Annotated in this window: 20 protein-coding genes, 1 tRNA gene and 1 pseudogene; 3 read left to right on the top strand and 19 right to left on the bottom strand. The window is 68.1% G+C overall.

Translation table 11 applies throughout. The annotated features are described in order from the left end of the window. Positions 1-2: 2 nt before the first annotated feature. Positions 3-1,073 (top strand): quinone-dependent dihydroorotate dehydrogenase, encoded by a 1,071-nt coding sequence (locus A5686_RS05955; RefSeq protein WP_197520489.1) that lies wholly within the window; start codon positions 3-5, stop codon positions 1,071-1,073. 1 nt (position 1,074) lies between these two features. Here A5686_RS05955 and A5686_RS05950 read toward each other — a convergent pair whose 3' ends face one another. The 4 genes from A5686_RS05950 to A5686_RS05935 form a co-directional block, all read right to left on the bottom strand. Beyond that, entirely contained in the window at positions 1,075-2,436 is a 1,362-nt protein-coding gene (locus tag A5686_RS05950) for an HNH endonuclease signature motif containing protein (RefSeq protein ID WP_082947505.1), read from the bottom strand. Continuing rightward, positions 2,433-2,642 carry a hypothetical protein gene (locus A5686_RS05945; protein WP_067932067.1) on the bottom strand — a complete coding sequence of 70 codons (210 nt, stop codon included), beginning with the start codon at positions 2,640-2,642 and terminating at the stop codon, positions 2,433-2,435. The genes A5686_RS05950 and A5686_RS05945 overlap by 4 nt, the downstream gene beginning before the upstream one ends. A 170-nt stretch (positions 2,643-2,812) precedes the next feature. Then, positions 2,813-3,343: a YbhB/YbcL family Raf kinase inhibitor-like protein gene (locus tag A5686_RS05940; RefSeq protein ID WP_067932066.1), complete on the bottom strand. Its 531-nt coding sequence runs from the start codon at positions 3,341-3,343 to the stop codon at positions 2,813-2,815. A gap of 66 nt (positions 3,344-3,409) precedes the next feature. After that, positions 3,410-4,783 carry a M20/M25/M40 family metallo-hydrolase gene (locus A5686_RS05935; RefSeq protein WP_369829680.1) on the bottom strand — a complete coding sequence of 458 codons (1,374 nt, stop codon included), beginning with the start codon at positions 4,781-4,783 and terminating at the stop codon, positions 3,410-3,412. A 112-nt stretch (positions 4,784-4,895) separates the two neighbouring features. On the opposite strand from A5686_RS05935, the gene A5686_RS05930 reads away from it, so the two are divergent. Further along, positions 4,896-4,981 (top strand) — tRNA-Leu (locus A5686_RS05930). A gap of 90 nt (positions 4,982-5,071) precedes the next feature. Here the strand turns inward: A5686_RS05930 and A5686_RS05925 are convergent. Then, positions 5,072-5,278, bottom strand: coding sequence for a hypothetical protein (locus tag A5686_RS05925; RefSeq protein ID WP_067932064.1), 207 nt, complete (start codon positions 5,276-5,278; stop codon positions 5,072-5,074). A gap of 118 nt (positions 5,279-5,396) precedes the next feature. Between A5686_RS05925 and A5686_RS05920 the strand changes: the two are divergent. Further along, positions 5,397-6,074, top strand: a pseudogene (locus A5686_RS05920) (phosphoribosyltransferase); the annotation flags it as partial. 41 nt (positions 6,075-6,115) lie between these two features. Here A5686_RS05920 and A5686_RS05915 read toward each other — a convergent pair. From A5686_RS05915 to murF, 14 genes are all read right to left on the bottom strand, one after another. Further along, positions 6,116-6,469, bottom strand: a complete 354-nt coding sequence (locus A5686_RS05915) for a hypothetical protein (protein WP_067932061.1) — start codon at positions 6,467-6,469, stop codon at positions 6,116-6,118. Between the two features lie 92 nt (positions 6,470-6,561). Beyond that, the gene (locus A5686_RS05910) at positions 6,562-7,359 is read right to left on the bottom strand and encodes a DivIVA domain-containing protein (RefSeq protein ID WP_067932060.1); all 798 of its coding nucleotides are present in this window, start codon (positions 7,357-7,359) and stop codon (positions 6,562-6,564) included. Positions 7,360-7,614: 255 nt separating this feature from the next. Beyond that, positions 7,615-7,911, bottom strand: coding sequence for a YggT family protein (locus A5686_RS05905; RefSeq protein WP_067932055.1), 297 nt, complete (start codon positions 7,909-7,911; stop codon positions 7,615-7,617). Between the two features lie 165 nt (positions 7,912-8,076). After that, positions 8,077-8,721, bottom strand: a complete 645-nt coding sequence (locus tag A5686_RS05900; protein ID WP_007770769.1) for a cell division protein SepF — start codon at positions 8,719-8,721, stop codon at positions 8,077-8,079. Positions 8,722-8,787: 66 nt separating this feature from the next. Continuing rightward, complete coding sequence (locus A5686_RS05895) at positions 8,788-9,573, bottom strand: YggS family pyridoxal phosphate-dependent enzyme (protein WP_067932053.1); 786 nt, start codon at positions 9,571-9,573, stop codon at positions 8,788-8,790. Between the two features lie 5 nt (positions 9,574-9,578). Then, complete coding sequence (gene pgeF, locus A5686_RS05890) at positions 9,579-10,286, bottom strand: peptidoglycan editing factor PgeF (RefSeq protein ID WP_067932051.1); 708 nt, start codon at positions 10,284-10,286, stop codon at positions 9,579-9,581. Between the two features lie 91 nt (positions 10,287-10,377). Continuing rightward, positions 10,378-11,535, bottom strand: coding sequence for a cell division protein FtsZ (ftsZ, locus tag A5686_RS05885; RefSeq protein ID WP_067932104.1), 1,158 nt, complete (start codon positions 11,533-11,535; stop codon positions 10,378-10,380). A gap of 271 nt (positions 11,536-11,806) precedes the next feature. Then, entirely contained in the window at positions 11,807-12,781 is a 975-nt protein-coding gene (locus A5686_RS05880) for a cell division protein FtsQ/DivIB (RefSeq protein ID WP_067932049.1), read from the bottom strand. Further along, positions 12,778-14,244 carry a UDP-N-acetylmuramate--L-alanine ligase gene (murC, locus tag A5686_RS05875; RefSeq protein ID WP_067932048.1) on the bottom strand — a complete coding sequence of 489 codons (1,467 nt, stop codon included), beginning with the start codon at positions 14,242-14,244 and terminating at the stop codon, positions 12,778-12,780. Before murC ends, A5686_RS05880 begins: the two co-directional genes overlap by 4 nt. After that, on the bottom strand, positions 14,241-15,467 hold the full coding sequence (gene murG, locus A5686_RS05870; protein WP_067932047.1) for an undecaprenyldiphospho-muramoylpentapeptide beta-N-acetylglucosaminyltransferase: 1,227 nt from the start codon (positions 15,465-15,467) through the stop codon (positions 14,241-14,243). The genes murC and murG overlap by 4 nt, the downstream gene beginning before the upstream one ends. Next, positions 15,464-17,119 carry a putative lipid II flippase FtsW gene (ftsW, locus tag A5686_RS05865; RefSeq protein ID WP_067932045.1) on the bottom strand — a complete coding sequence of 552 codons (1,656 nt, stop codon included), beginning with the start codon at positions 17,117-17,119 and terminating at the stop codon, positions 15,464-15,466. Before ftsW ends, murG begins: the two co-directional genes overlap by 4 nt. 8 nt (positions 17,120-17,127) lie before the next feature. After that, complete coding sequence (gene murD / locus A5686_RS05860) at positions 17,128-18,597, bottom strand: UDP-N-acetylmuramoyl-L-alanine--D-glutamate ligase (protein ID WP_067932043.1); 1,470 nt, start codon at positions 18,595-18,597, stop codon at positions 17,128-17,130. Continuing rightward, positions 18,597-19,676, bottom strand: coding sequence for a phospho-N-acetylmuramoyl-pentapeptide-transferase (gene mraY, locus A5686_RS05855; protein WP_067932041.1), 1,080 nt, complete (start codon positions 19,674-19,676; stop codon positions 18,597-18,599). The genes murD and mraY overlap by 1 nt, the downstream gene beginning before the upstream one ends. Next, a partial coding sequence (gene murF / locus A5686_RS05850; RefSeq protein ID WP_067932039.1) for a UDP-N-acetylmuramoyl-tripeptide--D-alanyl-D-alanine ligase occupies positions 19,673-20,956 on the bottom strand: 1,284 nt, incomplete at its 5' end. The genes mraY and murF, both read right to left, overlap by 4 nt.

The raw sequence follows: 20,956 nt of genomic DNA, 5'->3' as shown, positions 1-20,956 counted from the left end.
GGCTGTACGGGCTGCTGCGACGGCTGTTTTTCCTGATCCCGCCCGAGCGCATCCACACGTTGGTGTTCGCCGTACTGCGTGGTGCCACCGCGCTCGGCTGGACGCGGCGGGTACTGCATCGGCTACTGGCCCCGACGGATCCTGCGCTGGCCAGCACCGTGTTCGGGGTGCGCTTTCCCGGGCCGCTGGGACTGGCTGCCGGTTTCGACAAGGACGGTCTGGGGCTGCTCACCTGGGGTGCGCTGGGTTTCGGGCATGCCGAGGTCGGAACGGTCACCGCGAACCCGCAGCCCGGTAATCCCGCCCCGCGCATGTTCCGGCTGCCGGCCGATCGGGCGTTGTTCAACCGGATGGGCTTCAACAATCTCGGTGCGGGCGCGCTGGCGATGCGGCTTTCGCGACAGCGGCCCGAGGTGCCGATCGGGGTCAACATCGGCAAGACGAAGGTGACGCCGGCCGAGGAGGCCGTCGACGATTACCGGGCGAGCGCGCGGCTGGTCGGCCCGCTGGCCTCCTACCTGGTGGTCAATGTCAGTTCGCCGAACACGCCCGGGCTACGCGACCTGCAGGCGGTCGAGTCGCTGCGACCTATCCTGTCGGCCGTGCTCGCCGAGACCGCCACACCGGTGCTGGTGAAGATCGCGCCGGATCTCTCCGATTCCGACGTCGACGACATCGCCGACCTGGCGGTCGAACTGGGCCTGGCCGGCATCGTCGCCACCAACACCACGGTGTCGCGGCAGGGGTTGAACACACCGGGGGTCGACGAGCTGGGCCCGGGTGGCATCTCCGGGCCGCCGGTGGCACGCCGCGCCGTCGAGGTGCTGCGCCGGCTCTACAGCCGGGTCGGCGATCGCCTGGTGCTGATCAGCGTCGGAGGCATCGAGACCGCGGACGATGCCTGGGAGCGGATCACCGCGGGCGCGTCGCTGCTGCAGGCTTATACGGGCTTCATCTACGGAGGAGGCCTGTGGCCCAAGCAGATTCATGAGGGCATCGCGCTGCGGCTGCACGACGGCGGCTTCGCCTCGCTCGCCGATGCGATCGGCTCGGCGGCGCACACGCCGGATTGAGTCAAGCCGCGCCGTCTTCATCCCCGCACAGCAGATCCTCGGGGTGGTGAAACGCATTGGTTCGCTGTTGCCCGCGGTCCAGGTGCGGCGGAGGTATCCATTCGGTATCGCCGTTGGCGCGTTTTCGGGTCGTCCAGCCCTTCTCGAGAAGCCGGTGGTGTGGACCACAGGCCAGGGTGAGTTGGTCGATGTCGGTGCGGAAAGACTTGGCCCAATCTTCGACGTGATGAACCTCGCAGTAATAGCCGGACACATCGCACCCGGGATGCGAACACCCGCGGTCCTTGGCATACAACACGATTCGCTGACCGGGCGACGCCAAGCGCTTCGTGTGATACAGCGCCAGCGCCTTGCCGTTGTCGAAGATCGCCAGGTAATGGTGGGCGTGGCGGGCCAGGCGGATTACGTCCGACATCGGCAGCATGGTGCCACCGCCCGTCAAACCCCTTCCGGCGGCGGCTTCGAGTTCGCCGAGCGTGGTGGTCACGATGATGCTGGCAGGTAATCCGTTGTGCTGACCCAGCTTTCGGGTGGTCAACATCGCTCGCAGCGCCGCGTTGAGTCCGTCGTGGTTGCGCTGACCGGGGGTGCGGGTGTCGTGCTGCACCGCATCTTCTGACGGGGCACCGTCCACTGTCGGCGTGTCATCCTCGGGGTTGCACATGCCGGGCGCGGCCAGCTTGGCCAGCACCGCCTCCCAGCTGGCACGGGCCTCCGGCGTCAACCAACCACTCAGGCGCGACATGCCGTCGGCCTGCTGATTTCCCAGCACCAACCCGCGCATCCGGGCCCGGTCCTCGTCGGTGTACCTGCCGTCTGGGTTAAGGCAGTCCATCAAGCGGCGGGCAAGCTTGGCGAGCTGATCGGGGCGGAATTCGGTCGCCTTGGCCGCGAGTTGTTTCTCGGCGTGCGAGCGGGTGTCGACGTCGACGGACTCGGGCAATTGTTGGAAAAGCCGCCGGATCACCGCCACATGGCCGGCACCGATCGCCCCGTCGCGCTGGGCCGCCGCCGTCGCGGGCAGCACCGGCTCCAGCGGCACACCGGAAAGCGCTCGGCGCGGGCCCAGGTCGGCGGCCTCGGCGATCCGGTGGCCGGCCTCGGCCCGGGTGATGTGCAGCCGGTCTGCCAATACCCAGGACAGCTTGCCGCCGAGCTCCGTTGAATCCCCTTGCTCCCCAAGCTGATTGATCAGCTGATGGCTAGGCGCCTGAAGCCTGCGAGTTACACATTCGAATTTCTCCAAGAGCCCTAGGCGTTCCGGGTTGGTCAGCGCCTCGTAGGAGTGCTCCTGGAAACGAGAAGCCAGAGCGCACAACGCGTCAACGTCCTGCTGAATCTGCTCACGGTCCATCAAAGTCATGTCCACCGCCCACGCGGCCGCGCGAACGGGCTGCGGAGCTCATACATGAGGGCATCCAGCTGGCCGACTAAAAACGCTCCCTCTTCCAGCACGTCGACCAACTCCGAAGGCGTCAAGGCCTGATAAAAATGCCTCTCATAGCTGGAGACAGCAGCGGTCAACACATCAATAACGGCCTGAATCTGTTGCCGAGTACTCGAACGCATGTTCGAATGCTACTTCCGGCCACCGACAAAAATCTCCGCGATGAAGCACCGAGACTAAAGTGCGCAAGTGATTCGGGCGGACACCCCTCACGCGAATGCCCCCTAGCCCGGACCCCCTGGGGCGGGACATCCCCTCGCGCGGGCGCCCCGTCGAGGCCGAGCCGTCTGCCCTACTTCTGCTCGTAGGTGCCGTGGATGACGGCCCGCGCGATGGCGTGCTGGAACAGGTTGAAGCCGAGGAAGGCCGGGCTGGCGTCCTCCGGCAGGTCCAGCTTTTCGGTGTCCACGGCGTGCACGGCGATGTAGTACCGGTGCGGGCCGTGGCCAGGCGGCGGCGCGGCCCCGATGTAGCGGCGCTGCCCGGCGTCGTTCACCAGTGTCAGCGCATCCCCGGGCAGATTGCTGCCGTCGCCGGCGCCCGCGGGTAGCTCGGTCACGTCGGCCGGCAGGTTGGCCACGGCCCAGTGCCAGAACCCGGAGGCCGTCGGGGCGTCGGGGTCATAGACGGTGACCGCGAAGCTGCGGGTCTCGTCCGGGAATCCAGACCAGCTCAGCTGGGGGCTGACGTCTTCACCGCCCGCGCCCATGATTCCGCTGACCTGCGGATTGGCCAGCGGCTGACCGTCGGTAACCGATTCCGAGGTCAGCGTGAAGGTAGGCAGCTTCGGCAACGATGCGTACGGGTCAGGAGCAGTGCTCATGGCGGTCCTCTCGTGTGATCGGCGTGCGTTTGGGATCTAGCAGTGGGTGATCTAGCAGTGGGTGATCTAGCAGTGGGTCAGGAAGTGGGCCAGCACGTCGGTGCCGAACCGCAGCGCATCGATGGGTACCCGCTCATCGACGCCGTGGAACAGGGCGGTGAAATCGAGATCCGGCGGCAACCGCAGCGGGCTGAACCCGAAACAGCGAATACCCAAGCGCGCGAACGATTTCGCGTCGGTACCACCGGAAAGCATATACGGCACGGTACGTGCGTCGGGGTCGTGAGCCAGCACGGCCTCGTTCATCGCATCGACCAGGTCGCCGTCGAAGCTGGTCTCATACGACGAGAAATCCTTGATCCACTCGCGCGTCACGTCCGGCCCGAGCAGCTCGTCGATCTCGGCCTCGAACGCCGCCTTGCGCCCCGGAAGGATGCGGCAGTCAACCACCGCCTCGGCGATGGCCGGTACGACGTTGGCCTTGTATCCGGCCTTGAGCATGGTGGGGTTCGCGGTGTCGTGCAGCACCGCCTTGAGCATGCGGGCCATCGGGCCCAGCTTTTCGATCACGCCGCGCAGGTCGCCCGACTCGGTGTCGAAGGTCAGCCCGGTCTCCTCGCTGACGGCGGCGAGAAATTGTGCGACCGTGTCGGTGACCACGAGCGGAAACTGGTGGCGGCCCAGCCGGACGACGGCCTCGGCGACGGCGGTGACGGCGTTCTGGTCGTGCACCATCGAGCCGTGTCCGGCCGGACCCCGGGCGGTGAGCTTCATCCACGACAGCCCCTTTTCGGCCGTCTCGATGAGGTAAAGCCGGCGTTCTCCCCCGTCGCGGCGGGGCACCGTCAGTGAGAAGCCACCCACCTCGCCGATTGCCTCGGTGACGCCGGTGAAGAGCTCCGGTCGGTTGTCCACCAGCCATTGGGCTCCGTAGGTCCCGCCGTGTTCCTCGTCGGCGATGAACGCGAAGACCAGGTCGCGCGGCGGCACGATGCCCGAGCGCTTCAACTGGCGGGCCACCACGATCATCATGCCCACCATGTCCTTCATGTCGATCGCGCCGCGCCCCCAGACGAAGCCGTCTTTTATCGCACCGGAGAACGGATGAACGCTCCATTCGGTCGGCTCGGCCGGGACCACGTCGAGATGCCCGTGGATCAGCAATGCGCCGCGCGATCGGTCGGCACCCGGCAGGCGGACGAACACGTTGCCTCGTCCCGGCGCGCCGGATTCGGCATACTGCGGCGCGTAACCGACCTCGGCGAGCTGCTCGGCGATCCACTGCGCGCAGTCGGCTTCGCCTTTGGTCGTCTCCGGTTCGCCGGTGTTCGTAGTGTCGAACCGGATCAGCTTGCTGACCACCTCGACCACGTCGTCGCTCGGGTTGGTTGGCACCTCGGTCGCCCCGCTCTGAATGGTCACAACCACCTTTCCTACCATCGCCGCGGCTGGACGGCTCGATCCCGATCATCGAGACGTCTCGAGGAGCTGGATTGGGTTCGCGGCGCGCGATCCGATAGCCTTAGCTGCCAGCCCATGCTGGTTTGGCCTTGTCCGAGTGGCGGAATGGCAGACGCGCTAGCTTGAGGTGCTAGTGCCCTACTAATGGGCGTGGGGGTTCAAGTCCCCCCTCGGACACACGACTGAGGTGAGCGAAATGGACGCTTGCGTTCATTTCCGAGCCGATGGAGTGTGTTGAGCGGCGAAGCCGCGATCACACCCTGTACTTCATTGCCGGATATGCCGCTTCGGCGGCGGGTAGACGCCCCTCGCGATCGTCGCCGACAGCCACCCGATCGCCCACCCGCCACACACCAGCAAAAACGTATGCCGGCTGGCGGTATCGCCCGCCGTCGAAACCACCACCAAGATGACCGCCCAGACGAGCGCGCAACCGATGCTGTACGCCGTATAGGTGCCGTAACGCCGTCTCATCTCGCGGATCCCCTCGGTCGTGCCTAGATCCTGCAGCCAACCAACCCGAACTCTGCCACCGCGGCCGCGGTGACGCACGTAGCCTGGACTGAGGCCCAGTAGCCGGGAGCGTGAACGAATGAACCGATCGAGTGGCTTTGTCCGGCGGACATCACCGAAAACGTTCGTCGACCGACGCGAGGCTGGACGCGCGCTGGCCCGGGGGCTGGCCGCGTATCGCGGCCGCGGCGACGTGCTGGTATTTGGGCTGGCCCGCGGCGGGGTACCGGTTGCCTGGGAGGTGGCAGCGGCTCTCGGGGCGCCGCTCGACGTTTTCCTGGTCCGCAAGCTCGGGGTGCCGCAGTGGTCGGAATTGGCGATGGGCGCTTTGGCCAGCGGTGGTGGCGTGGTGATGAATGCGGACGTGTTGGCCAGCCTGCACGTCACCGACGAGCAGGTGCGTGAAGTGATCGACAGCGAGACAGCCGAGCTGGTCCGGCGCGAACACGCCTACCGGGGCGGTCGCCCGACCGCCGACCTGCGCGACCGGATCGTCATCCTGGTCGACGACGGAATCGCAACGGGCGCAAGCATGCTCGCCGCAGTGCGCGCCGTCCGAGCCGCCGGCCCGAAATCAATCGTGGTCGCCGTTCCGGTGGGACCGGAGTCGACTTGCCGCGAGCTCGCGCAGGAGGCCGACGACGTGGTGTGTACGATCACCCCGCCCGGATTCGAAGCGGTGGGGCAGGTCTACGACGACTTCCATCAAATCAGTGACGACGAGGTCCGCGAACTGCTGGCCACGCCGACTTGCTGACCGGCTGAGCACCGCGCCGCCCCGGCGGGCGGTGACAAGAACTACTTGGCGGGCTCGTCGCCGCCACCCTCGGCCGCGACCTTGGACTCCTCGGTCTGCGCGGTCTCCCCGGTCGTCGCCGGTTCGCGTTCTGCCGGGACTTCTTCGGGGTAGTCGACGTAGTCGTCCTCGTCGGCCTGGGCCTCGTCGCCGGCCGTTGCCTCGTCGGCAGCCTGGGCTTCATCGCCCCCCGCGTCACGCCGCTGGCGCTCGCGCAGGGCGTCGAGGATCAGCAGCACCACGCCCAACACGCTCGCGGCGATGCAGACCCAGGCCACCAGCTCGTTGCTCGTGACGACCGCGAAGACCAACGCGACGAGCCCGATAAGCGCCAATACCAGCGCGATGATGAGCATCAGTCACCCTCCAAGCAACGATTGGGACCGCGGTTTCATGACCTAGTGTGCCAACCCGAAGCTCGGCAAGTGACCGGCATGTCCGAAAAGGGTTAGTTGCTACCCCGGTTGAACTGGTCGAAGCTGCCCGCGTCCGCGCTGGAGTCCACGGGTGCCGCGGATCCACGCTGCCCGAGCTCTTCGAGCTGAGACTCCAGGTATGTCTTGAGCCGGGTGCGGTATTCGCGCTCGAACGTCCGGAGCTGCTCGAGGCGGCCCTCCAGAACGGTGCGCTGCTGGTTGATGGTGCCCATGATTTCGGAGTGCTTGCGCTCGGCGTCGGCCTGCAGGGCGTCGGCCTTCTCCTGGGCCTGACGCAGCTGGGCCTCGGAGCGGGTCTGCGCATCCGCGAGCATGGCGTCGGCGCGCTGGCGGGCCTCGGTCACCGTCGCCTCGGCGGTGCTGCGGGCCTCGCTGAGAATCTGATCGGCATTGGCGCGGGCGTCGGCCAGCATCTTTTCCGACTCGGTCCTGGCCGTGTTGGTCAGGCGGTCGGCGGTGTCCTGTGCCAGCGTCAGCACCCGAGCGGCCTTCATGGCCTGTTCCTCGTTGTTGGCCGCGGCGGCCGGGGCGGCGGCCGGCGTCGGCTTGACCGGTTCCGGTTCGGGGACGGGAATCGCCTGGGTGGGTGCGGCGGCGGCGGTCGTAGTGGCCGAGCCACCCCCGGAGGCCAGCTCGTTGTCCAGCTCTTCGATCCGCTGGCGCAGATCGCTGTTCTCCTCTATGAGCCGCGTCAGCTCGGCTTCCACCAGATCGAGGAAGGCATCCACCTCGTCTTCGTTGTAGCCCCGCTTGCCGATCGGTGGCTTACTGAACGCCACATTGTGGACGTCGGCTGGTGTAAGCGGCATTGTTTCGTCCCCTCAAGTTCCTGTCAAACGTTCTGGAAAGTGTAGAACGCAGTGGTAGCCGTAGTGCAACTGCCGTCCATCCTGTCACAGCAGACGCGACCGTTGCTGATTAGCCCAATAAATAAGGGCCAATTTCAAACTTTGAGGCCAATAAAATCCGAAACCTTAGAAATTTTAAATCGCGGGTACCAAACCGACGTCAAAACGTGGCCGAATCGTCGCCGCGGGCGATGGGCTCATGCCGCGGGCCGGAAATCAGCTCGGCGAAGCGGCGCTGAACGCGAGCTGCATGCCGATGAACGCCACGAGCAACAGCACCATGATCGACAGGTCGAAGCGGACCGCACCGATGGTGAGCTGGGGAATCAGCCTGCGGAGCAGTTTCACCGGCGGATCCGTGATCGACAGGATGATCTCTAGCACCACGACGGTGATCCCCGTCGGATGCCAGTCCCGGCTGAACGAGCGGATGAACTCAACGACGACCCGAGCGATGAGCAGCAGCCAGAAGATGAATAGCGCAAACCCAAGGATCTGAAAGAACAACACCAACTGAAGTGCCCCGACCTTACCTGTGAGATGCCCAGCACTGCCAAGCGCCGCGGACCAGCGCGGCGCCTGCCAGCGTACCGACTCCGGGTAAGAGGCCTTATCTCACGTGGCTCTTCGAGCTGGCCGACCAACCCGCGAGCGCTGTGAAGGGGGCGACGAAAGTGGCTATTGGTAAGCGTAGAAGCCGGTTTCAGCGATCCGGCGGCGCTCCTCCGGGGACACGTCCACGTCCGCGGGCGACAGCAGGAACACCTTGGTCGCGACCTTGTCGAAGGAACCGCGCAGCGCGAAGGCCAGGCCGGCAGCGAAGTCCACGAGTCGCTTGGCATCGGCGTTGTCCATCGACACCAGGTCCATGATGACCGGGGTGCCGTCGCGGAAACGCTCACCGATGGTGCGGGCCTCGCTGTAGTCCTTGGGCCGCAGGGTGGTGATCTTCGACAGCGGGTGGCCCTCTTCGAACATCATCGCCATCCGGCGCGGGTCCATCGCCAGCGCGCCGCGGGTGGAATTGCGCAACCAAGACCCGAAGCGCGGGCCGCCCCGCTCGCCCCGGTCGAACTCGCGGGGATGGACGGCGCCGTAACGAGGTTCGTCCCCGTAGCCGCCGCGGTAACCGGCGGGCGGCGGATAGTCGGCGGGCTCACGGCGCGGATCGTCGTAGTCGTCTTGCTCGTAGCGACCGTATCCGTCGTCAAATCGGGGGCGCGGGAAACCGCGGGACGGGGCGTGGTCGTCGTAATACTCGTCCTCGTAGTCGTCCATCGGGGCCATACCGAAATAGGCCTTGACTTTGTGCAGTGTGCTCATTGCGTTGACCCTTCTAACCCCTGGGAGTACTGGTGTCAGTGATAAAGCTGTTACTACAGTGACTACTTACGGTGACGGTAACCGCCGCGGGCCCAATAGCGCGGTACCGACACGCACACATGTCGAACCGTGTTTTACGGCAATTTCGAAGTCATTCGACATGCCCGCGGACAACCCGACCGCGTCGCGATGCGACTCGAGGACCCGGTGATGCTCGGATTGGAGCCGCTCAAATGCCTCGGCGGGATCCGAGTCCAGCGGCGGAATCCCCATCAACCCGACCAGGTCGAGGTTCTTTGAGTCCGCGACCTGGTCGCACACCCGGTCGACGGCGTCCGGTCGCGATATATCGACGCCGCCGCGAGACTCGTCGCCGTCGAGGCTGACCTGAACGTAGATCCGCATCGGGGCGGTGCGGCTGCCCTCCGACAGTGCGGCCGCGACACCGTTGTCGAGCGCACTCACCAGCTGCACGCTGTCGACCGAGTGAGCGGTGTGCGCCCAGCGCGCCACAGATTTGGCCTTATTCCGCTGGATATGACCCACCATGTGCCAGCGTAGATTTCCCGCACACCCGTGCGGCGACGCAGCCAACAATCGGGTGACTTCGGCCACTTTTGCGCTCGCTTCCTGGTCCCGCGATTCGCCGACGGCACGGCAACCCAAACGGGACAAAGTCACAACATCGGTTGCTGGAAAGTATTTGGCAATCGGTAAAACTTCGATTTCACCGACATTGCGGCCCGCCGCCTCCGCTGCCGCCGCAAGGCGCGAGCGCACCGATGCCAATGCGCGGGTCAATTCCGAGTCGCGGTCGCTTCGACTCGCAGGGGCCGGTGTGCCTACCGCCATTGCGGTCACTCCATCCAGACCAGTGAGGCCAGTCGGCCGGTCGGCGCATCCCGCCTATGACTGAACAACGCCGGGTCCTCCACCGTGCACCGTGGATCGATGTCGATTGCCGTCACACCCAGATCTCTTAGCTGGCAAGCGATTCCGGACCGCAGGTCGAGTCCGGGAGTTCCCGCGGCGGTAGTGGTACGGCTGCCCGGCAATGTCTCCTCGACCTCGTCGGCCATTGCCGCGGGCACTTCGTAATTGCGGCCGCTGACCGCCGGGCCCAGCAGCACCGAGATGTCTCGAGGCTGCGCGCCGAGCTCCTGCATCGCCTCCACCGTCCGGACCACCACCCCGAGCTGCGCACCGACCCGGCCAGCGTGCACGGCCGCGGCCACGCCGGCACGCGCATCGGCCATCAACAGCGGAACGCAGTCAGCGGTGACCACCGCCAGCGCTAGCCGCGCCGTGCGGGTCACCAGCGCGTCGGTGTCCTCGACCGCAGTGTCGCGCGCGCCGTCGACCACCGCTACCCGATCGCCGTGGACCTGGTTCATCCACACCATTCGGCCGGGGCGCAGGCCGACGGTGGCGGCCAGCCGGGCCCGGTTCTCGGCCACCGCCGCCGGGTCGTCCCCGACGTGGTCGCCAAGGTTGAAGGTGTCGAAGGGTGGCTTCGAGACACCACCGGCGCGGGTCGTCGTGACCCGCCTGATGCGAACGCTCACGTGACCAGTATCCGGAGCGGTGTGCCTGCCAGGGGGCAGCGCCATCCGGCCGCGGCCGGTTCGTCGCGCGCTGGCAAGCAAATTGAGACCCTCAGCGGCGCATGAACGGCGGCACGTCGACGTCATCGTCATCGCCGCCAATATTCAACGTCGATCCGTTGGTGTGGACCGGCACGCTTACCGCGTCGACCGGTTCGAACAGGGTCGAGGTGAGCTTGCCCGCCCTCGCCGACTCGATCCGGTGGGCACCGCCGGTCTTTTCCTCCTTATCGCTGCCGCCGATCACGGGCTTACGCCCGGCGCCGGTGGCATCGAAGCCCGCGGCGATGACCGTGACGCGCACCTCATCGCCCAGCGAATCGTCGATCACGGTGCCGAAGATGATGTTGGCGTCCTGATGGGCGGCGTCCTGCACCAGCGAGGCCGCCTCGTTGATCTCGAACAAGCCCAGGTCGCTGCCGCCGGCGATCGACATCAGCACGCCATGGGCGCCTTCCATCGAGGCTTCCAGCAGTGGCGAATTGATGGCGATCTCGGCGGCCTTGAGCGAACGGCCCTCGCCGCGGGCGGAACCAATACCCATCAGGGCCGTACCCGCGCCCGACATGATGCCCTTGACGTCGGCGAAGTCCACGTTGATCAGGCCCGGAGTGGTGATCAAGTCGGTGATGCCCTGAACGCCGTTGAGCAGCACCTCGTCGGCGCTGCGGAAGGCGTCCATCAGCGACACCGCGGCGTCGCCCATCTGCAGCAGCCGGTCGTTGGGAATCACGATCAGGGTGTCGCAACTCTCGCGCAGCGCCGCTATGCCGCTCTCGGCCTGGTTTCCGCGCCGCTTGCCTTCGAAGGAGAACGGCCGGGTGACCACACCCACCGTCAACGCGCCCAGCTTGCGCGCGATGCTGGCGACGACGGGCGCCCCGCCGGTCCCGGTCCCACCGCCCTCACCGGCGGTGACGAAGACCATGTCAGCGCCCCGGAGCAGCTCTTCGATCTCATCCTTGGCGTCCTCGGCGGCCTTGCGGCCGACTTCCGGGTCCGCCCCGGCCCCCAGGCCACGCGTGGATTCGCGCCCGACGTCGAGTTTGACGTCGGCATCGCTCATCAACAGCGCCTGCGCGTCGGTGTTGATCGCGATGAACTCCACGCCTTTGAGGCCTTGTTCGATCATCCGGTTGACGGCGTTGACGCCGCCGCCACCGATACCCACGACCTTGATGACGGCCAGGTAGTTATGCGGGGGGGTCATCATTCGTCTTCCTCCCTGATGGGCTTGGCTCAGCTCTCCCGGCGGTGGGCTCCTCCGGACGTTCGCGGTCCTCCCTGGCAAACCCTCAACCTCAACCATAGAGTTAGAGTTATGTCAAGTAGTTCCGCGCAACCAGAACGGTATGGGCACGGCGCGCCCTAACCCCGCAGGCGCGCCGACACGCGTCCCGCAAATTTTGGGCAATTTTGGCGTGGCGGGCGGCGTGCGCGCTGGTCCCCGAACACCGAGCGCGCCGACGTGATGAAGATCGCTACTTGACCGTCGGCAGGTCCGGGCTGGACACGTCGTAGACCTTGCCGGGCTGGGTCAGCAGCGCGGCCAGCTTTTCGGCCTTCTCGTCGGTGCGGTCGGTGGTACCCCAGATCACCACCCGGCCATCGCCCAGCGTCAGCGTGATCGAGGCGACCGACGGCGCGGCGACGTGGCCGACCTGGCCCTCGACCTCGGGACGCAACGCGGTGAGCACCTGCAGGGCCGCCTTGGTGGCCGGATCGTCCGGGCCCGGATCGGCGACATCTAAATACGGCAGCGCCGGTGGCGGCGGCGCCGTAGCGAAGTCGACTCCGTCCCGGTCGAAAAGATGCGGACCGTCGGGAAAGTCCTTGACGGCCACCGGGACTCGCTCGACGATGGTGATCCGCAGCGCCGACGGATACTGGCGCTGCACCCGCGCGCTGGCCACCCGCCGGATCGCGGCCACCCGGTCTGCCACCTGGCTGGTGTTGATCTGCAGCAACGGCGTTCCGGGCCGCACCCGCGCCGCATCCAGGACCTCTTCGCGGGTCACCACCCCGGTGCCGACGACCACGATGTTGCGGGCCGCCATCGCGGGCGTGAAATAGAGGATCAACGCCAGCCCGACGCCGACGATCACCAGCAGGACGGTTGCCAGCAGCATCTTGAGGCCCCGAACGACGCCCCGTGCAACGGGTTTGGGTTCAGTGGCCAGCCGTCCGCTGGCCCGGCGCTTCGCCTCGCGGCGCGCGTCTTCGATGGCCCTGGCGCGGGCCTGGGCGGCGCGGCGTTCGGCCCGCTCCCGGCGGGCGCGTCGGCGTGGCCCCTCTACCTCGGCCTGTGCCGCCTCGTGATCGTCAGCCGCGCGGTCCGGCTGGCCCTCGCTGGTTCCGGTGACGAGCGGCTCGGTGACCGGGTTGTCGCCAGCAGGCTGGGCTCCGGCTTGTTCGCCAACCAGGTTGGCCGGGACGGGGTCGTCCGGTTGCGTCATCGCAACGCCCCGGGGGCGCTGCGATTGGCCCGCACGCGCAGAGCCGTGACGATCTCGGGCCCCAACAGCGTCACATCGCCGGCTCCCATGGTGACGATCACGTCACCGGGCCCGGCGACGGCGGCGACCTGCTCGGCGGCCGCGGAGAAGTGCGGGAGATAGCGCACCGGCGCACTGACGTGCTCTGCGACGCTGGCCCCGCTGACGCCGGCCAGCGGTTGTTCGCGGGCTCCGTAGACGTCGAGAACGAAAACCTCGTCCGCCGCATTCAGCGCGCGCCCGAACTCCTCGGCAAAAGCCTTTGTCCGCGAATACAAATGGGGCTGAAACACCGCGATGCTGCGGCCGTCACCGCTCTGCTCGAGCAGGGTGCGGACCGCCGCCAGCGTGGCGGTGATCTCCGTGGGGTGGTGGGCGTAGTCGTCGAACACCCGCACCGAGGCCGCACCACCGACCAATTCGAATCGGCGGCGCACGCCCTCGAAGCCGGCCAGGCCGTCCAGCACCGCGTCGACCGGGGCGCCGATCTCGATCGCCGCCACTAGCGCGCCCATCGCGTTGAGCGCCATGTGACGGCCGGGCACGGACAACCGCATCACCCGCGGATGCTGCTCCGGGTCCAGCTCGGGGGCCAGCCGAATCTGCGCGACGGCTTCGGTGCCCTGCTGTTGCCACGATGCCAATGTCGCGACCAGTTCGTCGCCGGAACCCGCGGATCCATATCGCAGGACCCGGATGCCCAGCTCGGCCGTGCGCCGTGCCAACTCGGCCGCCCCCGGGTCGTCGACGCACACCACCAGCGCCCCGCCCGGGGCCAGTCGCTCCACGAAGGCGTCGAACACGGCGACGTAGGCGTCGGCGCTGCCGTAGAAGTCCAAGTGGTCGGTCTCGATGTTGGTGACCACCGCGACGTTGGGCGTGTATTCCAGCAGCGAGCCGTCACTTTCGTCGGCCTCCGCCACGAAGCAGTCGCCGCTGCCGTGGTGGGCGTTGGTGCCTGCCTCCCCCATCTCGCCACCGACCGCGAAGGACGGGTCACGCCCACAGTGCTGCAGCGCCACGATCAACATCGACGTCGTCGTCGTCTTGCCATGGGTGCCGGTGACCATCAGGGTGGTGCGCCCGTTCATCAGCTTGGCCAGTACCGCGGGCCGCAGGATCACCGGGATGCCGCGCCGGCGGGCCTCGACGAGCTCGGGGTTGGTTTTCGGGATCGCGGCGTGCGTCGTGATGACCGCGGTGGCGCCGCCGGGCAAGAGATCAAGCGAGGCCGCGTCGTGCCCGATGTTGATCTGCGCGCCCCGGGCGCGCAGCGCGTGAATGCCGCGGGACTCCTTGGCATCCGAGCCGGATACCAGGCCGCCGCGGTCGAGCAGGATGCGGGCGATGCCCGACATGCCGGCTCCCCCGATGCCGACCATGTGCACCCGCTGTAGCTCGGGCGGCAGCTGGTCGGTGCTCACGGCTTCCCTCCGGCCGCCGAGCGGCCGAGCCGCGCGTGCCTGGCGATGTCCAGTGCCGCCTGGGCGACCTGGCGCGCCGCATCGGGATGTCCCACTCGCGCGGCGGCGGTGGTCATGGCCGCCAGCCGCGCCGGGTCGCCCGTCAACCGCGCTACTTCGCGGGCGACCAGCTCGGGCGTCAGGTCGGCGTCGGCAACGATCATGCCGCCGCCGGCGTTGACCACCGGCAGGGCGTTGAGCCGCTGCTCGCCGTTGCCGATCGGTAGGGGCACGTAGATGGCCGGCAATCCCACCGCGGAGACCTCTGCGACCGTCATCGCACCGGACCGGCAGATCACCAGGTCGGCGGCCGAATAGGCGAGGTCCATCCGGTCGAGGTAGGGAACCGCCACGTACGGCGGGTCTCCCGGCTGGGGTGCGCGCAGGTCGAGCGTGTTCTTGGGGCCGTGCGCATGCAGGACGGCCACGCGGGCGGCGGCCAGCTCGGCGGCCGCCCCGGAGACCGCCCGGTTCAGCGAGACCGCGCCCTGCGAGCCGCCGAACACCAGCAACACCCGGGCGTCGTCGGCGAAACCGAAGTAGCGGCGCGCCTCGTCGCGCAGCGCCGCGCGGTCCAATGAGGTGATGGCCTCGCGCACCGGCATCCCGACCACCTCGGCGCCCGGCAACCCGCAATCGGCCACCGCGGAGAGCACCCGCTCGGCGGTGCGGGCGCCGACCCGGTTGGCCAGCCCGGCGCTGGCATTGGCTTCGTGAATCACCACCGGGACCCGGCGCTTGCGCGACGAGACACCGCGCGCGGCGAGATAGGCCGGCAGCGCCACGTACCCACCGAAACCGATCACCACGTCGGCGTCGACCGCGCTGAGCACGGCACGGGTTTCCCGGACCGCCCGCCACACCCGCGACGGCAGCCGGGCCAGGTCGCCACTGGGTTTGCGCGGCAGCGGCACCGGAGTGATCAGCTCGAGGTCGTAGCCGCGTTCGGGGACCAACCGGGTCTCCAGCCCCCGGGCGGTGCCCAGCGCGGTGATCCTGACCTGGGGATCGAGAGCGCTCAGCGCGTCGGCGACGGCCATTGCCGGCTCGACATGGCCGGCGGTTCCACCACCGGCGAGCACCACCGACAGTGGCTTGAGAGGCTTAAAAGGCGACAACGCGGCACCGGCGGGCAAAGGGTTTCCCCCCCGCCCGCCGGTCTGCTTGTCGACCGTGTTGTTCACCCGTAACGCTGACCTTCCAGTGCGCGAGCGCGTCGTGGTTGACGCTGGCCGGCCGCCTGACTGACGCGGCGTTGGCCAGATCCATGATGCCTCGCCCGTGATCGGGCGCTGCCGCCAGTCTGGCGAGCCGGCCGACCGGCCGTTCGCGCTGGCGCCGGCCGCGGCGGCGGTTCGGTCTTGCGGGGAGTCTTGCGCCCGGGCGTGCCAGCCGCCTTACGCGACGTTTCCGGTGACTTCGGACGAGCGCGCTTGCGATCGCGGGAGGATTCCAGGCGCGTGGGCGAGTACGGCTCGGGCAGCGGCAGCCGCAGGATCCGGTTCATCTTGTCGTCGCGGCCGGCGCGCAGCGCGGCCACCGCCTCGGGTTCGTGACGAGCCGCGTTGGCCATGATGCCGATCATGAAAAGTGTTGCCGCGGTGGAGGTTCCACCGGCAGAAATGAGCGGCAGCTGAATACCGGTGACCGGGAGGATGCCGATCACGTAGCCGATGTTGATGAACGCCTGGCCCAGCACCCACATGGTCGTGGTGGCGGTCAGCAGCCGCAGGAATGGGTCGGCCGAGCGGCGGGCTATCCGCATCCCCGTGTAGGCGAACAGGCCGAACAGCACCAGCAGCGCGAACGCACCGACGAAACCGAGCTCTTCGCCGATGATCGCGAAGATGAAGTCGTTGTGGGCGTTGGGCAGGTAATTCCATTTGGCCACGCCCTGGCCCAGGCCATCGCCGAAGACACCGCCGTGCGCCAGCGCGAATTTGGCCTGTCGGGCCTGGTAGCCGGTGTCCTGCGGGTCGTTTTCGGGATTGATCCAGGACCGCACCCGCTCCGATCGGTACCCGGCCGACATGGCCAGGACGGCGCCGGCCACGAAGACCGCCAGCAATGAGGTGACGAAGACGCGCAGCGGCAGTCCCGCGTACCACAGCAAAGCCAGCAGGATGATGCCCAGCGATACGGTCTGCCCCAGGTCGGGCTGTGCCACGATCAGGGCCAGCGCGATCACCGCCGCCGGCACCAGCGGGATCAGCAGTTCGCGCAGACTGCCCCGCTCGAGACGACGGGCGGCCAGCATGTGGGCGCCCCATATCGCGAAAGCGATTTTGGCCAGCTCGGACGGCTGCATCGAGAATCCCGCGACCACGAACCACTTACGAGATCCGTTGGCCAGGTTGCCGATTCCGGGAACGAGCACCAGCACCAGCAGGATGACGGTGACGACGTAGCCGGTGAACGCGACGCGACGGATGAACCGCACGGACATCCGCAGCGAGGCGTAGCAGGCGACGAGGCCGATCACGGTCCACAGCACCTGCTTGCCGAAGATCACCCAGGCCGACCCGTCGGCGTCGTAGGACCGCACGCCCGACGCCGACAGCACCATGATCAGGCCCAGCGTGGTCAGCAACCCGGCCACAGCGATGATCAGGTGAAACGACGTCATGGGCCGGCCCAGCCAGGCGCCGAACCGGCCGTGCGAACCGCCATCTTTGGCGGGGGTCTTGTCTTTCTTGGCCTTTTGCGGCTTGGCGGCCTTTTTGCCATCGGCTTCCGCGGTGTCGTCCGTGGCGTCGTCGACCGGTCCGGGCTCGGCCGCGGCGATCTCGGTGGTGTCTTTGCCCCGGCCAAGCAACCGGGTCAGTGCGTTACCCACGCCCCGCCCTACCGCAGCGCCGCGCGCACGGCGGACGCGAATGCGTCGCCACGATCGGCGTAACCCGCGAATTGGTCGAACGATGCGCCGGCGGGCGCCAGCAGGACGGTGTCACCGGGCTTGGCCAGGGTACGTGCCGCGGCCACCGCCGCGTTCATCACCGCCGTGGCCAAGTCGTGGCCCGACTGTTGCACTTCTGTCACATCTGCCTCAAAAACCACAGCAGTCGCATCCATATCAGCATCCTCGCCTGTCACAACCTGCAGGACGGGGACATCCGGCGCGTGTCGCGATAACGCGTGTGCAACCTGTTGCCGATCTCGGCCGATAAGCACCGCCCCGACCAGGTGCGACGACATCCTGGCGACCTCGGCGTCGACCGACGCACCCTTGAGCAGACCGCCGGCGATCCAGACGACGCGTGGATAGGCCAGCACGGACGCCTCGGCGGCATGGGGGTTGGTGGCCTTGGAGTCGTCGACGTAGGCGATGCCGTCGGCGACGGCGACGACTTCGGCCCGGTGCGGGCCCACCCGGAAGGAGGCGATCGCGGCCGCGATCGCCTCGGCCGGCACGTCGACGCAGCGGGCCAGCGCCGCGGCGGCCAGCGTGTCGAGCACTCCGACCGGCCCGGGCACCGGGATGGAGTCAACCGGCAGCAAGGCCAGGTCGTCGGCGAAGGCGCGGTCGACCAGACGGCCGTCGCGCACGCCCAGCTCCCCCGCCGCCGGTTCGCCCAATCGGAAGCCGACCCGCACCGGTGCCCGGGCGGTGTCCAGCAGCGCCGCCGCCCGGCCGTCGTCCAGGCCCACCACCGCCACCCGGCCGTCGAGCACCCGCGCCTTCGCTGCGGCGTAGGCCGCGAGGCTGCCATGCCAGTCCAGGTGGTCTTCGGCGATGTTGAGCACCACACCGGCCTCGGGTTTGAGCGAAGGGGCCCAATGCAATTGGAAACTGGACAGCTCGACCGCCAGCAGCTCGGCCGGTTCTTCCAAGACGTCGAGCACCGGGTCGCCGATGTTGCCGCACAGCAGGCTGCGGCGGCCGCCGGCGGTCAGCATGGCGTGCAGCATCGCCGTGGTGGTCGTCTTGCCGTTCGTCCCGGTCACCACCAGCCAGCGGCGTGGCGCCCCGTAGTGGCCCGCCGCGTCGAGCCGCCAGGCCAACTCCACGTCACCCCAGATCGGCACCCCGGCCGCCGCCGCGGCGACCAGCAGCGGTGCGGTGGGCGCGAAGCCGGGGCTGGCGACCACCAGGGCATAGCGCGAGATCTGCTCGATGGCCGTAGACGTGGACGCGGTCGCCGCTCCCGCGTCGGCGTAGCCGCGCAGCCTGTCCGGGTCGTCGTCGCACAGCGTCGGTGCGGCCCCGAATCTCCTCAGCGCCGCCAGCACGGCCTTGCCCGTCACCCCGCCGCCGGCCACCAGCACCGGCGCGCCGGGCGTCAAGGGGTCTAGGGGGGCCTCAAGAGGGCTCATCAGGCACCGATCGCGCCCAGCCACTCACCGTAGAAGAGGGCAACGCCCAGGCCGCAGGCGATCGCGGTGAGCAGCCAGAAGCGGATGATGACCGTGGTCTCGGCCCAGCCGGCCAGCTCGAAATGGTGGTGAAAGGGTGCCATCCGGAACACGCGTCGTCCGGTGGTGCGAAAAGTCAAGATCTGCAACACAACCGAGCTGACCTCGGCGACGAACAGCGAACCCAGCACGACGGCGAGGATCTCCGTGCGGCTGGTCACCGAGATGCCGGCGATGATGCCGCCCAGGGCCAGTGACCCGGTGTCGCCCATGAAGATCTTGGCCGGCGCGGCGTTCCACCACAAAAAGCCGATGCAGGCGCCCGCGGTGGCGGCCGCGACCAGCGCCAGGTCCAGCGGATCGCGCACGTTGTAGCAGCCCAGCCCGGGGGCGGTGACGCAGGCGTTGCGGTACTGCCAGAAGGTGATCAACACGTAGGCGGCAGTGACCATCGCCATGCTCCCGGCGGCCAGCCCGTCCAGGCCGTCGGTGAAGTTGACCGCGTTGGACCAGGCGCTCACGACGACCACACAGAACAACACGAACAGGCCAGGTGCCAGGGTGACGGTGGCAATCTCGCGCACATAGGACAGGTCCGCGCTGGCCGGTGTCAGGCCGCTGTTACTGCGGAACTGCAGCGCCAGCACCCCGAAGAGCACCGCGGCGGCAACCTGTCCGACGGTCTTGGCCGTCTTGTTCAACCCGAGATTGCGCGACCTGCGGATCTTGATCAGGTCGTCGAGGAATCCGACGCCGCCGAGCACGGTGGCCAGGCCGAGCACCAACAGGCCCGACACGGTGACGCCTTCCCCGTCGAAGGCCATCCCGGCCAGGTGCGTGCCCAGGTAGCCCGCCCAGATGCCGGCCAGAATCGCCACGCCGCCCATCGACGGGGTGCCCCGTTTGGCGTGGTGGGTCGGCGGCCCGTCCTCGCGGGTGTGGTGGCCGAATCCCTGCCGGGTGAACAACCGGATCAGTGCCGGGGTCAGCAGGATTGACACGGTCAGCGCGATGGCGACGGCGATGAGGATCTGCCTCATGCGCGCGCCCCGCCCTCTTCTGATGGTGACGACCCGCTTCGCCCGGCTTCGCCGCCCTCGCGATCATCACGCTCTGATGGTGACGACCCGCTTCGCCCGGCTTCGCCGCCCTCGCGATCATCACGTGCCAAGGCGTCGGCCAGCGCACCGAGCCCCGCCGAGTTGGACGCCTTGACCAGGACGACGTCGCCGGGTTGCACCTCGGCCCGCAGTAACGCCAGGGCGGCGTCGCTGTCGGGGACGTTGACGGCCCCTTTGTCGGCTGCGCCCCAGGAACCCTCCATGACCGCTCCGTGGTGCATGGCGCTCATCGACCTCCCACTTCCCACGACAACGAGTCGAGACACATCTAAGCGCACGGCGAGCCGGCCGATGCGATCGTGCTCGACTATCGCGTCCTCACCGAGCTCGGCCATCTCGCCGAGCACGGCCCAGCTCCTGCGCTTTTCGGCGGGGCTATGCGCACCGCCTTCGCCCCCGCCGTGGGCGATCCAGGCCAGCGCCTGCAACCCGGCCCGCATGGAATCGGGGTTGGCGTTGTAAGCGTCGTCGATCACGGTAACCCCGTCGGCGCGAGTGGTGACCTGCATGCGGTGCCGCGACACGGGGCCCGCGCCGGCGAGTGCGGCCGCCACCTGTTCGAGGTCGGCGCCGCATTCCAGCGCCACCGCGGCGGCGCACAGCGCGTTGTCCACCTGGTGATCGCCGTAGACGCCGAGTTGCACGGACACCTGCGCCACCCCGGACGTGTCGCGCCGGTGCAGCGTGAACCGCGGCCTGGCCAGCTCGTCGAGTGACACCGGCCCGGCCCACATGTCGCTGGGGCCGGCGTCGGTGTGCTCGGCACGGCTGACCCGGACCACGCGGGCGGCGGTCACGTTCGCCATGGCCGCCACGGCCGGATCATCGGCGTTCAGGATCACCACGCCGGAAGCCGGAACAGACTGCGGCAGTTCGGATTTCGTCTGGGCGATGGCTTCGCGTGAGCCGAACTCACCCAGGTGCGCTGTGCCGACGTTGAGGACCACCCCGATGCAGGGCGTGGCGATTTCTGCGAGCGCGGCGATGTTTCCGGGATGGCGGGCCGACATCTCGAGAACCAGGTAGTCGGTGTCCGCCGTCGCGCGCAGCACCGTCCACGGGTGCCCCAGTTCGTTGTTGAACGACCCGGGCGGGGCCACCACCTCACCGAGCGGTGCCAGCACGGCGGCCACCAGGTCCTTGGTCGAGGTCTTTCCCGAAGATCCGGTGATGCCGACGATCATCAGCCCGCCGGCCAC

The sequence above is a fragment of the Mycobacterium sp. E2479 genome, from assembly GCF_001667925.1.
Lineage (GTDB): Bacteria > Actinomycetota > Actinomycetes > Mycobacteriales > Mycobacteriaceae > Mycobacterium.
This window is presented reverse-complemented; position numbering and strand designations above follow the sequence as displayed.